Annotated in this window: 12 protein-coding genes; 5 read left to right on the top strand and 7 right to left on the bottom strand. The window is 66.7% G+C overall.

Annotated features, from left to right (window positions below):
- Positions 1-219 precede the first annotated feature (219 nt).
- The 7 genes from LGM89_RS14560 to LGM89_RS14530 all read right to left on the bottom strand — a co-directional run bounded on the left by LGM89_RS14560 (position 220) and on the right by LGM89_RS14530 (position 6950).
- Positions 220-1626, bottom strand: a complete 1407-nt coding sequence (locus LGM89_RS14560) for an amino acid permease (RefSeq protein ID WP_226208027.1) — start codon at positions 1624-1626, stop codon at positions 220-222.
- A 218-nt stretch (positions 1627-1844) separates the two neighbouring features.
- Complete coding sequence (gene rqpR, locus LGM89_RS14555) at positions 1845-2501, bottom strand: response regulator transcription factor RqpR (RefSeq protein WP_059232953.1); 657 nt, start codon at positions 2499-2501, stop codon at positions 1845-1847.
- Positions 2502-2508: 7 nt separating this feature from the next.
- The gene (gene rqpS, locus LGM89_RS14550; RefSeq protein WP_226208026.1) at positions 2509-3324 is read right to left on the bottom strand and encodes a quorum system sensor histidine kinase RqpS; all 816 of its coding nucleotides are present in this window, start codon (positions 3322-3324) and stop codon (positions 2509-2511) included.
- 415 nt (positions 3325-3739) lie between these two features.
- Positions 3740-4510, bottom strand: a complete 771-nt coding sequence (locus LGM89_RS14545) for a ferredoxin--NADP reductase (RefSeq protein WP_089426542.1) — start codon at positions 4508-4510, stop codon at positions 3740-3742.
- Positions 4511-4774: 264 nt separating this feature from the next.
- Positions 4775-5590 carry an endonuclease/exonuclease/phosphatase family protein gene (locus LGM89_RS14540; RefSeq protein ID WP_089495811.1) on the bottom strand — a complete coding sequence of 272 codons (816 nt, stop codon included), beginning with the start codon at positions 5588-5590 and terminating at the stop codon, positions 4775-4777.
- Between the two features lie 5 nt (positions 5591-5595).
- Positions 5596-6084, bottom strand: a complete 489-nt coding sequence (locus LGM89_RS14535) for a hypothetical protein (RefSeq protein ID WP_226273286.1) — start codon at positions 6082-6084, stop codon at positions 5596-5598.
- A gap of 146 nt (positions 6085-6230) precedes the next feature.
- Entirely contained in the window at positions 6231-6950 is a 720-nt protein-coding gene (locus LGM89_RS14530; RefSeq protein ID WP_124582052.1) for a nitroreductase, read from the bottom strand.
- Between the two features lie 229 nt (positions 6951-7179).
- Between LGM89_RS14530 and LGM89_RS14525 the strand changes: the two genes are divergently transcribed.
- The 5 genes from LGM89_RS14525 (at position 7180) to LGM89_RS14505 (ending at position 13408) form a co-directional block, all read left to right on the top strand.
- A complete protein-coding gene (locus LGM89_RS14525; protein WP_089426539.1) occupies positions 7180-8160 on the top strand; it encodes an AAA family ATPase in 981 nt (326 codons plus the stop codon).
- Positions 8161-8358: 198 nt separating this feature from the next.
- Complete coding sequence (locus tag LGM89_RS14520) at positions 8359-9468, top strand: NAD(P)/FAD-dependent oxidoreductase (protein WP_226208023.1); 1110 nt, start codon at positions 8359-8361, stop codon at positions 9466-9468.
- 181 nt (positions 9469-9649) lie between these two features.
- Positions 9650-9961 (top strand): high-potential iron-sulfur protein, encoded by a 312-nt coding sequence (locus LGM89_RS14515; protein WP_039354792.1) that lies wholly within the window; start codon positions 9650-9652, stop codon positions 9959-9961.
- Between the two features lie 191 nt (positions 9962-10152).
- Positions 10153-11460, top strand: a complete 1308-nt coding sequence (locus LGM89_RS14510; RefSeq protein ID WP_226273285.1) for an MFS transporter — start codon at positions 10153-10155, stop codon at positions 11458-11460.
- A 319-nt stretch (positions 11461-11779) separates the two neighbouring features.
- Complete coding sequence (locus LGM89_RS14505) at positions 11780-13408, top strand: ABC transporter substrate-binding protein (RefSeq protein WP_089495808.1); 1629 nt, start codon at positions 11780-11782, stop codon at positions 13406-13408.
- The last annotated feature ends 19 nt before the right edge of the window (positions 13409-13427 follow it).

The following is a 13427-nucleotide window of genomic DNA, read 5'->3' as shown; positions in this document are numbered from 1 at the left end:
CCGTTCGATGGCGCGATTATGAACCGCGCGGCGCGCACGTGCAGGCGGCGCGCTGGCTCGTGCGGGCAAATCCGGAGAATCGGGCAAGATATTGCGACGATCGGACAGCGGTCGATCGGGGGAGCGGCGCCGCGGCCGGTTCGGGAACGCGCGGGGCACCAGTGATGGGCCCGCGCGGTGTTCGTCGCGACGCGCGGCCTGCGCGCGCCGATACGTCGCTCAGTGCGCGTCGTGGCGACCGTGCGCGAGCTTCGAGTGGTGGCGCGAATACAGGAAGTAGATCACGAGGCCGATCACGAGCCAGATGCCGAACGCGGCCCACGTGACGGGCTGCAGGTTCAGCATCAGGAACAGGCACGACGCGACCGCGAGGATCGGCACCACCGGCACGCCGGGGCAGCGGAACGCACGCGGCAGGTCGGGGTGCGTGCGGCGCAGCACGAGCACGGCGATCGACACCATCGAGAACGCGGCGAGCGTGCCGATGTTGATCAGCTCGGCGAGCACGTTGAGCGGCACGAGCGCGGCGATCAGCCCGAAGAACAGGCCGACGAGCCAGGTCGTCAGGAACGGCGTCGCGTAGCGCGGGTGCACGCGCGACAGCGCTGCCGGCAGCAGCCCGTCGCGCGACATCGCGAAGATCACGCGTGTCTGGCCGTAGCTCATCACGAGGATCACGGTCAGCATGCCGAGCACGGCGCCGAGATCGATGAAGCCTGCCACCCACGTCTCGCCGGCCTTCTGCAGCGCGTACGAGATCGGGTGCGAGATGTTCGCGTACTGGGCCGACGGCACGATGCCGGTCGCGACCGCGGCGACCGTCACGTACAGCACCGCGCACACCGCGAGCGACGCGATGATGCCGATCGGCAGGTCACGTTTCGGGTTCTTCACTTCCTCGGCCGCCGACGACACCGCGTCGAAGCCGATGAACGCGAAGAACATCACGGCCGCCGCGCCGAACACGCCGTTCCAGCCGTGCGGCATGAACGGCTTCCAGTTCGCGGGCGTCACGTGGAACACGCCGACCGCGATCACGAGCAGCACGACCGACACCTTGATGAACACCATGATGTTGTTGATGCGGGTCGACTCGCGGATGCCGATCGACAGCAGCGTCGTGATCACGATCATCACGAGGAACGCGGGCAGGTTGAACCACGTGACGACGCCCGGCACCGCACCCGGCGCGGCCGTCAGCACGGTGGGCAGCGTGAGCCCGAAGCCCTGCAGCAGCGACTGCAGGTAGCCCGACCAGCCGACCGACACGGCCGACGACGCGAGGCCGTATTCGAGCATCAGGTCCCAGCCGATGATCCACGCGACGAGCTCGCCGAGCGTGGCGTACGAATACGTGTAGATCGAGCCGGCGACGGGAATGGTGGACGCGAATTCCGCGTACGACAGCGCGGCGAGGCCGCACGCGATCGCGGCGATCACGAACGACAGCATCAGGGCGGGGCCGGCCTGCACGGCGCCGGTACCGGTCAGCACGAAGATGCCGGTGCCGATGATCGCGCCGATGCCGAGGAAGGTGAGGTCGATCGCGCCGAGCGCTTTCTTGAGCCCGGCGGCATGCGCGCCGGCGATCATGCGATCGACGTTTTTCTTGCGGAAGAGAGACATTGCGGATGAATCGCCAGCGCGCGCGGGCGCGGTAGCGCTGACTGAGTGAAAACCCGTAATTTTAGCCGATTTGGCGCGCAAGACCCGCTGCAGCGCAGCGCTGTGTCACAAAATCGTCCGATAAAACAAGCGCTTGCGCTTCAGGCGGGCGACAGCGGGCGGCGACGCGGCAGGTGCCGCGTCGCTGGCCCGGACCAATCGGGTGAAACGTGGGGGAATCAGGCGCCGGCCGTGGGCGCCATGTCGACGAGCCGGTTGCTCATCACGTAGAACGTGAGCTCCGCGTTGTTCGACAGCCGCATCTTCTCGAGCAGCCGCGAGCGGTACACGCTCACCGTCTTCACGGACAGCGACAGCGTGTTCGCGATGTCGGTGAGCCGCTTGCCCGATGCGAGCATGCAGAGCGTCTGGTATTCGCGGTCGGACAGTTTCTCGTGCGGCAGCGGTTCGTTCTCGAACGACACGTATTCGGCGAGCGCCTCGGCCATCGCGGGGCTCACGTACTTGCGGCCGGCCGCGACCTGCTGGATCGCGCCGATCATCTGCGCGGCGTTGACCGTCTTCGACAGGTAGCCGGCCGCGCCGGCCTTCAGCGCGCGCACCGCGTACTGATCCTCGCGATACATCGAGAACATCAGCACCGGCGTGCGCGACAGCTTGCGCTTGAGGCGCTTGAGCACCTCGATGCCGTTCGTGTCCGGCAGCGAGATGTCGAGCAGGATCACGTCGAATTCCTGTTTGTCGACGGCGGCCATCGCGTCGCCGCCGGTTTCGGCCTCGGTGACGTCGCGCGCGACGCCACGGTCGATCAGCAACTGGCGGATCCCTTGCCGGACGATCGCGTGATCGTCCACGAGCAGGATGTTCAGGCTCATGGCTACCTCACGAAAGCGACGCGCGGCGGGCCGCGACAGGCACCGCGAGCAGCGAATCCCAAGCGAAGCGCGCGGTGACGCGCGTGCCGTGGCCGGTGGCCGGCGTGGCCGTCTCGAAGCTGCCGCCGAACGCCTCGCAGCGGGCGCGCATGCCGGCCAGGCCGTAGCCGGTGCGGCGGCTACGCGAGAAACCGGTCCCATCGTCGGAGACAATCAGTGACAGGTGCGTGCCGTCGGTGGCGATGCGCACGTCGACCGACGTCGCGCGTGCGTGCTTCGCGACGTTCGACAACGCTTCCTGCGCGACGCGGAACACCGCGAGCGCGCCGGCGCCGGCGAGCTGCGTCAGGCGCGCGTCGGCCGCACAGACGAAGCTGGTGCGCAGGCCCGTGCGGGCCGCATGAGTGTCGGCCCACGACGACAGCGCGCCGACCAGGCCAGCGTCGAGCGCCGGCGTGCCGCGCTCGTCGATCAGCCGGCGATTCGCGTCGGTCGCGGCGTCGAGCGCCTGCTGCGCCAGCGCCAGCGCGCGCAGGCAACCCTCCGGCGCATCGGCCGGCAGCCACGTTTGAACGTTTGCGAGCGCGAAACGCGCAGCGGTGAGTTCGGCACCGAGCCCGTCGTGCAGCTCGCCGGCCAGATGGCGGCGGGCCGCTTCGTCGGCGGCGAGCAACTGGGCAGACAGCGCTGCGATCCGCGCGGCGGAGGCGCCACGTTTCGGCGCGGCGTCGGCAATGGGCGGAGTCGCGACGCAGCCCGGCACGCGCTGTTGCGACGGGAACGGGGCGTGGGCGCCCAAAGGCGCGTTAAGCGACGTATCCATGACTCTCCCTGCTGTCAGAAAGCGGTTCAGACACCGGCTGGCTGCGTGGATCGGCTGCCGTTTCGATGACGGTCGCCGCCAGAGAATCGCCCCCTGCCGAGGTAACAAAAGTTACGTCTTGTAACACTTGCATCCGACCCTTCCACTCTCATCCGAACGGCAACCACGCGCGGCGAATAATATCTCAAAATTTCTGAAAAGGTCATGTCAGGCGGACATTTAAGGGTAAATGTGAATAATCGGAATGAAGGTGTTGTAGGAAAAACACTGACACCCGAGCACCGGACGATGACGTATCCAAATGTAACTATTTGAGATGAGATGATCCCAATTTGTTACGAATTCGCCAAGTGGGGACGAAAAAAAACCGGAGCTTTTGCTCCGGTTTTTGATGATGCGCAAATTTGGGGATCGATCAGTCGACGAACGCGCGCTCGATCACGTAGTGGCCCGGTGCGCTGTTCTTGCCTTCGACGAGGCCGGCCTGCTTCAGCAGCTCGGTCGTGTCCTTCAGCATCGCGGTGCTGCCGCACAGCATCACGCGGTCGTTTTCCGGCGAGAACGGCGGGACGTCGAGATCCGTGAACAGCTTGCCCGTCGCGATCAGGTCGGTGATCCGGCCTTCGTTGTCGAACGCTTCGCGCGTGACCGTCGGGTAGTAGACGAGCTTTTCCTTGATGATGTCGCCCAGGTACTCGTGGCCCGGCAGGTCGTGCTTGATGTAGTCCATGTACGCGAGCTCGCCCTTCAGGCGGCACGTGTGCGTCAGGATCACCTTGTCGAAGCGGTCGTAGATGTCCGGATCGCGGATGATCGACATGAACGGCGCGAGGCCCGTGCCCGTCGACAGCATCCACAGCGTCTTGCCCGGCAGCAGGTTGTCGGCGACCAGCGTGCCCGTCGGCTTCTTGCCGATCAGCACCGTGTCGCCCACCTTCAGGTGCTGCAGGCGCGACGTCAGCGGGCCGTTCTGCACCTTGATGCTGAAGAATTCGAGATGCTCTTCGTAGTTCGGGCTGACGATCGAGTAGGCGCGCGCGAGGGGCTTGCCGTCGACCTCGAGGCCGACCATCGTGAATTCGCCGTTGTTGAAGCGCAGGCTCGCCTCACGGGTGCAGGTGAAGCTGAACAGCGTGTCGGTCCAGTGATGGACGGATTGGACGGTGGCGGTGTCGTATTTGCTCATGGCTTTGAAAACGGACGCGCGTAGCGAACGCGAGTAACGGGCCCAAAAACGGGCAAAAAAACCGAGTGCGACGGCCCGATCACGGATCGGCCGGCCGGCGCGTCGGACACGCGCCTTCTCGATGACAGACGATTGAGGAACTCGTTATTTTACCCTGTTGACGCGGATCGCGGGCTTGACCCCCGTGGCCGCGCGGATTTGGCGCAACGAATTATTTCAATCGCCTTTCAGTTTTTCAGCCTTGAGCGGGCCGAGGTCGGAGCGCTATTGCGGATCGAGGCGCAGGCGCGCGATGTACGGCAGGTGGTCCGACAGCCACGCGGCTTCGCCGGACGGCGCGCGCCATTCGAGCGGCGTCAGCCCGCGCACGAACATCTTGTCGAGCGCGAGCGCCGGCGAGAACGCGGGGAACGTGCGGCCCGATTCGCCGAGCAGCGTCGCGACCTCGGACAACCCGATCTCGCCGAACAGCGCGACCGAATCGTTGCGCCAGTCGTTGAAGTCGCCGGCGAGCATCAGCGGGCCGTCGCCTGCGTTGCGCACGATCCAGTGCGCGATCCAGTGCATCTGGCGCAACCGTGCCGCGCGCGTGAGCGCGAGGTGCGCGCACAGCAGCGTGACCGGCCGGGCGCCCGCGAGCGTCGCGCGCGCGACCAGCAACCCGCGCCGCTCGAAGCGGTGCGCGGAGATGTCCCAGCGGCCGCCGAGGTCGAGCGGATGCGGTGACAGGATGGCGTTGCCGTGCCGCCACGACGGCTTGAACACGTTCGGCCCGAGCGCGATCTGCCAGTCGAGCGCATGTGCGATCTCGGTGGCCTGGCAGTGCCAGATGTCGTCGACCGAGTCGTCCATCGGTGCGCCGAAGCCGGGCGCGAGCACGGGGCGCGGCATGCGGCGCGCCATCGCTTCCTGCAGGAAATACACGTCGGCGTGCGTCGACTGCATCCAGTTGCGCATCGCGTTCCACGCGGTAAAGCCGAGCGGCGAGCGGCCCTTGTGCAGGTTCCAGCTCACCGCGGTGATTTCGTCGGGTGCGGCGTGCGGTTCGGCGAACGGCAGGGACAGGGCGTCGGCGGACATGACGCTCAATCCTTCGCGACGTGCGCACGCACTCGGTACACGAGGTGCGGATGTTGCTCGACGAGCGTCCAGTCGGTCCACGCATCGGCGCCGACTGTCAGGCCGGGGTGACTCGCGACGATTTGCCGCGGCGACGCGGGCACGCACGGATCGGCCGGCTTCGCGCCTTCGTTGTCGATCGTTTCCTGCACGTCGAGCGCGAGCGACACCGTGTTCGCGCCGGCATCGACGGTGAGCGGCGCGACCGTCACCGTGCGCGAACGCTCGGTCGGCACGACGCGCGCGGCATTGCCGCAGCCGACCGGCACGGCGGACGGATAGCGATGGGTATCGGTACGGGTCTGACCCACGGTGGTGCGCTGCTGGAACGTGTCGATGGTCTGACCGTCGCGTACCACCTGGATCTCCCATGCGACGGAGGCCGGTGCGGGGCTCTGCGCATGGGCGGCGAGCGCGACGCTCGCGAGCAGGACGGCCAGGCCGTGTTTCAGCATGAAACGTCTCCGGAAACGCGGAATAGCGGGGAACGGACGCACATCTTACGCCCGATCGATTTCGGTCGCGATGTGACGGGACGCGTCGCCGCAGGTTCGCCGCACGATGCGTTCCTGTTCGAAAGGTAAGGCCGCGTCATGCGTTTTCAAGCGAAAAAGCGCGTGAACTCGGCAACGGGCGCGCGCTCGGTGACGAGGCGGTTCTCGATCGCGTCGGGATCCGCATGGCCGAGCGACATCCCGCACACCAGCTGTTCGTTGGCGGGAATGCCGAGGTGTTCGGTAATGATCCGGTGAAACGGCACGAACGCGGCCTGCGGGCAGGTATCGAGCCCGCGTGCGCGCGCGGCCGTCATCACGCCCTGCAGGAACATCCCGCAGTCGAGCCAGGCACCGTAGGTCATCACGCGGTCAAGCGTGAAGAACAGCGCGACCGGCGCATCGAAGAAGCGGAAGTTGCGGGCGTGCTGCGCATGCATGCGCGCCTTCTCGTCGCGGCCGATGTTCAACAGCCCGTACAGGTCCCAGCCGACCTTGCGGCGCCGGTCGATATACGGCGACACCCACTCGCGCGGGTAGTAGTCGTACTCGGCGACGTACTTCTCGTCGCGCGCGGGATCGTCGTGGGCCGCGGTGAGCGCGGCGGCGAGCGCATCGCGCGTGGCGCCCGTCGCGACGTACACGCGCCACGGCTGGATGTTGGTGCCCGACGGCGCGCGGCTCGCGGCTTCGAGGATCGCCTCGAGCGTGTCGCGCGGCACCGGCGTCGGCAGGAACGCGCGGACCGCACGGCGCGACGTGAGCGCCGCGTCGACGGCGTCGATCGCATCGGCATCGACGCGCGGGACAGCAGTGGGGACGGACATCGGCATACCTTCGGGACGGAGTCCGACGCGCCGTGCGGGCGCGGTCGGCCAGGCCGGTGCGGCGGGTGGGTGAACCGACGATCATACGCCGCGGCGCGCCGGCGTGCAGTGCGCGCGGGTGTTAGCAGCAGACTCGCGCGGCTGCTTGCTTGCGCGGGGATGCGGGATCGCTACACTGAAATCGTAAGGGTCTGATGGTCATGTGACGGCACGCGGCAGCGAGGTTGGTATGACGACGGCGATGGTGAAACAGGAACTGGCGGTGGCATCCTTCAGCACGGTGTACGACCTCGAGCAGGTCGAGACGGCGCTGAGCGACCTGAACGAGAGCGCGAGCGACGCACTGCGCGCCACCTACGAGAGGATGCTCAAGACGGGCAATCTGCGCTTCTGCGTGAAGCCGAACCGGATGCCGTCGTTCGACGCGCTCGGCGAGGCATTGCCCAATTTCGCCGAGCCGCTCGAAGACGTGCGCAAGCAGGTCGCGCTGTGCCTCGAAACGGAGGACCGGCTCGAACTGATGCCGATCCTGCTGCTCGGGCCCCCGGGCATCGGCAAGACGCACTTCGCGAAGGCGCTCGCGCAACTCCTCGGCACCGCGTACCACTACGTGCCGATGAGTTCGCTGACGGCCGGCTGGATCCTGTCGGGTGCGTCGTCGCAATGGAAGAACGCGAAGCCCGGCAAGGTGTTCGATGCACTGGTGAACGGCAGCTACGCGAACCCGGTGATCGCGGTCGACGAGATCGACAAGGCCGGCAGCGATGCGCAATACGATCCGCTCGGCGCGCTGTATGCGTTGCTCGAGCACGACACCGCGCGCGCATTCATCGACGAATTCGCGGAAGTGCCGATCGATGCGGGCAACGTGATCTGGATCGCGACCGCGAACGAGGCGCACGCGATTCCGGAGCCGCTGCTCAACCGGATGAACGTGTACGAGATCGAGCCGCCCGATGCGGCCGGCGCGCGCCGGATCGCGCAGACGATCTACGACGAGATCCGCACGTCGCACGCGTGGGGGCGGCGCTTCCCGGACACCCTCGGCGACGACGCGCTCGACGTGCTGGCCGCGACCCCGCCGCGCACGATGCGCCGCGCGCTGCTGCACGCGTTCGGCGCCGCACGGCTCGACGGGCGCGACGCGATCGGGCCGCGCGACATCCGGGCCGACGAAGGCGCGGCGAAGCGCCGGCCGATCGGCTTCTGAACGCGCGGCGCGCGCACGGCCCCGGCCCTGGCGGCGTGCGCGCCGCGTAGTGCCGCGCGTCGCGCCGTGCGCGGCGCGTCATGCACGGCGCGTCATGCACGGCGGCGTCGCGAGACGCTGCACGACCTTCGGCAAGCGGATGAACCGGGACGTACAATTCCCTTCTCTCCCCTCGACGCGCTAGCGGCGCGAAACGTCATGGAGCAGATGGATTGTGTCGTGATCGGCGCGGGCGTCGTCGGTCTGGCGATTGCGCGTGAACTGGCCGCGCGCGGGCGTGAAACGCTCGTGCTCGAGGGCGCCGATGCGATCGGCACCGGTACGAGTTCGCGCAACAGCGAAGTGATCCACGCGGGGCTCTACTATCCGCGCGGGTCGCTGAAGGCGACGTCGTGCGTGCACGGGCGCGACCTGCTGTACGAATTCTGCGAGACCCATCATGTGCCGCACCGGCGCGCCGGCAAGCTGCTCGTCGCCACGAGCGCCGCGCAGGTGAAGCAGTTGAGGGCGATCGCCGCACGCGCGACCGAAAACGGCGTGCTCGACCTGATGCCGCTCACGCGCGCCGAGGCGCAGACGCTCGAGCCCGCGCTCGAATGCGTCGAGGCGCTGTTCTCGCCGTCCACCGGCATCGTCGACAGCCACCAGCTGATGCTCGCGTTGCTCGGCGACGCGGAGCGCGGAGGCGCCGTGTGCGCGCTGAAATCCCCGGTCGAATCGATCGACGTGCTGCGCGGCGGGCGCTTCGTCGTGCGCACGGGCGGCGACGCGCCGACCGAGATCGAGGCCGCCTGCGTGATCAACAGCGCGGGCCTCGGCGCGCAGGCGCTGGCGCGCCGCACGCGCGGCCTCGACCCGCGCTGGGTGCCGCCGCTCTATCTCGCGCGCGGCAACTACTTCAGCCTGTCGGGGCGCGCACCGTTTTCCCACCTGATCTACCCGATGCCCGACCGCGCGGGGCTCGGCGTGCACCTGACGCTCGACCTCGGCGGGCAGGCGCGCTTCGGCCCCGACGTCGAATGGATCGATGCGCTGCGCTATGAAGTCGATCCGGCGCGCGCGACCGCGTTCTACGCGTCGATCCGCGCGTTCTGGCCGGGCCTGCCGGATGGCGCGCTGCAGCCGGCGTATGCGGGCATCCGGCCCAAGCTCGCGGGCCCCGGCGAGCCGCCGGCCGATTTCATCGTGCAGGGCGCCGCGCAACATGGCGTGCGCGGGCTCGTGAACCTGTTCGGCATCGAGTCGCCGGGGCTCACCGCGTCGCTCGCGCTCGCGCAGCGGGTGGGCGACATGACGGCTTACCGCTGACGCGGCGCGTGTGTGACGGTGTGACGGGTGGGTGGCGGGTGCGTATCGGCGTGTGTGGCGCCTGTGTGAAATCCCTTATCTCTGGAATTTCGGCGCGCACATTTATTCGCATGAGCGTTATTCTGTCGAACGGCTGTCGCCAGAACAGCTTTCAAACCGATAACGTTGGAGCGAGTCCCCCATGAAAACATCCCGTCGGAGTTTCCTGATTACGAGCATTGGTGCCGTGTCCGCGCTGGCGCTGTCGCGTGAAGCGCTGGCCGATGCGCCGATGCTCGCGGAAAGCGACCCGACCGCGACGGCACTCGGCTACAAGGCCGATGCGACGAAGGTCGACAAGACGAAGTACCCGAAATACGCGGCAGGCCAGGATTGCGCGGCCTGTATGCTGTACCAGGGCAAGAAGGGCTCGGCCTCGGGCCCGTGCGGCGCCTTCCCCGGCAAGCAGGTGTCGGCGAAGGGCTGGTGCAGCGCCTTCTCGAAGATGGGTTGAGGCCCGTGCGGCATCGTGCGATGCCGCATTGTGGCGAAAACCGCACAACGCCCGCCGTCGAAAGATGGCGGGCGTTTTTTATTGCTTGAAAACGGTTCCGTCGCTTTCTACACTCGCTGCACACCGGCGCGCCGCGGGCACTCCACGCGCCGCGCAGCCCGACACGGCGAACCGACGAGGACGAGGCACGCATGGCGACGATTGCGAATTCAACGAAAACGAGCCGGCCCGAGCGTGCACTGAACCGGCGTGCGGTCGCGGCCGCCGTGATCGGCAATGCGCTCGAGTGGTATGACTTCACGGTGTTCGGCTTCATGACGGTCGTGATCGCCGAGCTGTTCTTCCCGACCTCCAGCGAATACTCGTCGCTGCTGCTGACCACCGCGACGTTCGGCGTCGCGTTCTTCATGCGTCCGATCGGCGGCATCGTGTTCGGGCTGTACGCGGATCGCGCGGACCGCAAGGCCGCGCTGTCGCTCGTGATCCTCCTGATGACGGCCGGCATCTTCCTGCTCGCGGTCGCGCCGCCGTATGCGGCGATCGGCATCGGGGGCCCGCTCCTGATCGTGCTCGGCCGTCTGCTGCAGGGCTTCTCCGCGGGCGGCGAATTCGGCAGCGCGACGGCGCTGCTGATCGAGGCCGCGCCGTTCTCGAAACGCGGCTTCTACGGCAGCTGGCAGATGGCGAGCCAGGCGGCCGCGCTGCTGATCGGCGCGCTCGTCGGCGCGGCCGTCACGCGCGGCCTGTCGCACGAGGCGCTGCGCAGCTGGGGCTGGCGCGTGCCGTTCATCCTCGGGCTCGTGATCGGCCCGATCGGTTTCTACATCCGCCGCCATCTCGCCGATTCCGAGGCGTTCCTGCATGCGCAGCAAAGCGCGCGCCGCGTGACGCTCGGCGAAGTGTTCACGCGCTACCCGCGCGAGGTGCTGTGCGGGCTCGGCTCGGTGATCGCGCTGACGGTGACGATCTACGTGCTGATCAGCTATCTGCCGACCTTCGCGGTGAAGCAGCTGAAGCTGCCGTACGCGGAATCGTTCTACGCGGTGATCGTCGGCAACCTGCTGCTGATGGTGCTGTCGCCGATCGCCGGTGCATGGTCGGACCGCATCGGCCGCAAGGGGCTGTCGCTGTGGTCGCTCGTGCTGACGCTCGCGCTGATGTATCCGCTGTTCGCGTGGCTCGACGCGGCGCCGAGCATCGCGCGGCTGATCGCGGTGCAGGCCGTGCTGTCGGTCACGCTCGCGGGCTACTACGGGCCGTTCGGCGCGATGATCGCCGAGCTGTTCCCGGCCAACGTGCGCTCGACCGGGCTGTCGATCGCGTACAACGTCGCGGTGATGCTGTTCGGCGGCTTCGGGCAGTTCATCGTCACGTGGCTGATCAAGGTCACGGGTACGCCGCTCGCGCCGACCTTCTACGTGATGGCCGGGATCGCGCTGTCGATCGTCGCGGTCGCGTTCGTGCCCGCGCGCAGCGCCGACCTCGACGCGCCGGCGTGACGACATGACGATTTGACGACGATCACCGGATCGTTTCGCAAAACGCAATGATGTGCTGCAGAACACGGGAAAGCGGTGGGTCGATCCTTCGTGTTCGCGCCCGAATTGTTTAGTCGTCGAACGAAACTTGCGCGAAATGAACGAAATGGGCGCTCGCGCGCGTTGTCGCATTTTTTACTCCCACTAAACATCGGCAAAAACCCGGCGGGACATCTAGAAGAGTTTTTTCTCCAGCTTGTTGCCACATCGTTAGCTCAAGTAATATCCGCGTACGCCGGCCCCTGGCGGGCCGGTTCCGATCTGGAGACCTGGAGGAAACATGGAATACAACCGTCTGTTGCACACCCTGCGTGTTACCGCCATTGCAGGCGTGGCAGCGGCATCGCTCGGCGTCGCGGGCTCTGCATTCGCACAGATCCCGAACAAGACGCTCGTCTACTGCTCAGAAGGCAGCCCGGCGGGTTTCGATTCCGCGCAATTTACGACCGGCGTCGATTTCACCGCCGCCACGTTCACCGTCTACAACCGCCTCGTCGAATTCGAGCGCGGCGGCACGAAGGTCGAGCCGGGCCTCGCCGAGAAGTGGGACGTGTCGCCGGACGGCAAGGTGTACACGTTCCATCTGCGCCACGGCGTGAAGTTCCACACGACCGACTTCTTCAAGCCGACGCGTGAATTCAACGCGGACGACGTGCTGTTCTCGTTCCAGCGCATGCTCGACCCGAACCAGGCGTTCCGCAAGGCGTACCCGGTGTCGTTCCCGTACTTCACCGACATGGGCCTCGACAAGCTGATCACGAAGGTCGAGAAGGTCGATCCGTACACCGTGAAGTTCACGCTCGCCGAACCGAATGCGCCGTTCATCCAGAACATGGCGATGGAATTCGCGTCGATCCTATCGGCCGAATACGGCGACCAGCTGATGAAGGCAGGCAAGGCCGCCGACATCAACCAGAAGCCGGTCGGTACGGGCCCGTTCATCTTCCGCAGCTACACGAAGGACGCGACGATCCGATTCGACGGCAATCCTGATTACTGGAAGAAGGGCGAAGTGAAGATCTCGAAGCTGATCTTCTCGATCACGCCGGATCCGGGCGTGCGCGTGCAGAAGATCAAGCGCAACGAATGCCAGGTGATGAGCTATCCGCGTCCGGCCGACATCGCGACGCTGAAGGCCGATTCGAACGTCGACATGCCGTCGCAGGCAGGCTTCAACCTCGGCTATCTCGCGTACAACGTCGAGCACAAGCCGGTCGACAAGCTCGAGGTGCGTCAGGCGCTCGACATGGCGATCAACAAGAAGGCGATCCTCGAGTCCGTCTATCAGGGCGCAGGCCAGGCCGCCAACGCGCCGATGCCGCCGACCCAATGGTCGTACGACAAGAACCTGAAGATGGCGCCGAACGACACCGCGAAGGCGAAGGCGCTGCTCGCGAAGGCCGGCTTCCCCAACGGTTTCGAGATCACGCTGTGGGCGATGCCGGTGCAGCGCGCGTACAACCCGAACGCCCGTCTGATGGCCGAGATGATCCAGGCCGACTGGGCGAAGATCGGCGTGAAGGCGAAGATCGTCACGTACGAGTGGGGCGAGTACATCAAGCGCGCGCACTCGGGTGAGCAGGACACGATGCTGATCGGCTGGACGGGCGACAACGGCGATCCGGACAACTGGCTCGGCACGCTGCTCGGCTGCGAAGCGATCAAGGGCAACAACTTCTCGCACTGGTGCTACAAGCCGTTCGACGAGCTGGTCCAGAAGGGCCGCACGACGACGGGCCAGGACGCGCGGACCAAGCTCTACATGCAGGCTCAGCAGATCTTCGCGCAACAGCTGCCGTTCTCGCCGATCGCGAACTCGACGGTCTACCAGCCGGTGCGCAAGACCGTGGTCGACATGCGTATCGAGCCGCTCGGCTATGCCCGCTTCGACGGTGTGAGCGTGAAGTAACGCGCCCGGCGTAAGCTGT

The sequence above is a fragment of the Burkholderia sp. AU31624 genome (assembly GCF_020420065.1).
Lineage (GTDB): Bacteria > Pseudomonadota > Gammaproteobacteria > Burkholderiales > Burkholderiaceae > Burkholderia.
Note: the sequence above shows the minus strand (reverse complement) of the source record. Positions and strands in the feature narration are given on the sequence as shown.

Coding starts and splice junctions, on each gene's coding strand:
- LGM89_RS14560 (WP_226208027.1), bottom strand. CDS start 1,626: ATGTCTCTCTTCCGCAAGAAAAACGTCGATCGCATGATCGCCGGCGCG.
- rqpR (WP_059232953.1), bottom strand. CDS start 2,501: ATGAGCCTGAACATCCTGCTCGTGGACGATCACGCGATCGTCCGGCAA.
- rqpS (WP_226208026.1), bottom strand. CDS start 3,324: ATGGATACGTCGCTTAACGCGCCTTTGGGCGCCCACGCCCCGTTCCCG.
- LGM89_RS14545 (WP_089426542.1), bottom strand. CDS start 4,510: ATGAGCAAATACGACACCGCCACCGTCCAATCCGTCCATCACTGGACC.
- LGM89_RS14540 (WP_089495811.1), bottom strand. CDS start 5,590: ATGTCCGCCGACGCCCTGTCCCTGCCGTTCGCCGAACCGCACGCCGCA.
- LGM89_RS14535 (WP_226273286.1), bottom strand. CDS start 6,084: ATGCTGAAACACGGCCTGGCCGTCCTGCTCGCGAGCGTCGCGCTCGCC.
- LGM89_RS14530 (WP_124582052.1), bottom strand. CDS start 6,950: ATGTCCGTCCCCACTGCTGTCCCGCGCGTCGATGCCGATGCGATCGAC.
- LGM89_RS14525 (WP_089426539.1), top strand. CDS start 7,180: ATGACGACGGCGATGGTGAAACAGGAACTGGCGGTGGCATCCTTCAGC.
- LGM89_RS14520 (WP_226208023.1), top strand. CDS start 8,359: ATGGAGCAGATGGATTGTGTCGTGATCGGCGCGGGCGTCGTCGGTCTG.
- LGM89_RS14515 (WP_039354792.1), top strand. CDS start 9,650: ATGAAAACATCCCGTCGGAGTTTCCTGATTACGAGCATTGGTGCCGTG.
- LGM89_RS14510 (WP_226273285.1), top strand. CDS start 10,153: ATGGCGACGATTGCGAATTCAACGAAAACGAGCCGGCCCGAGCGTGCA.
- LGM89_RS14505 (WP_089495808.1), top strand. CDS start 11,780: ATGGAATACAACCGTCTGTTGCACACCCTGCGTGTTACCGCCATTGCA.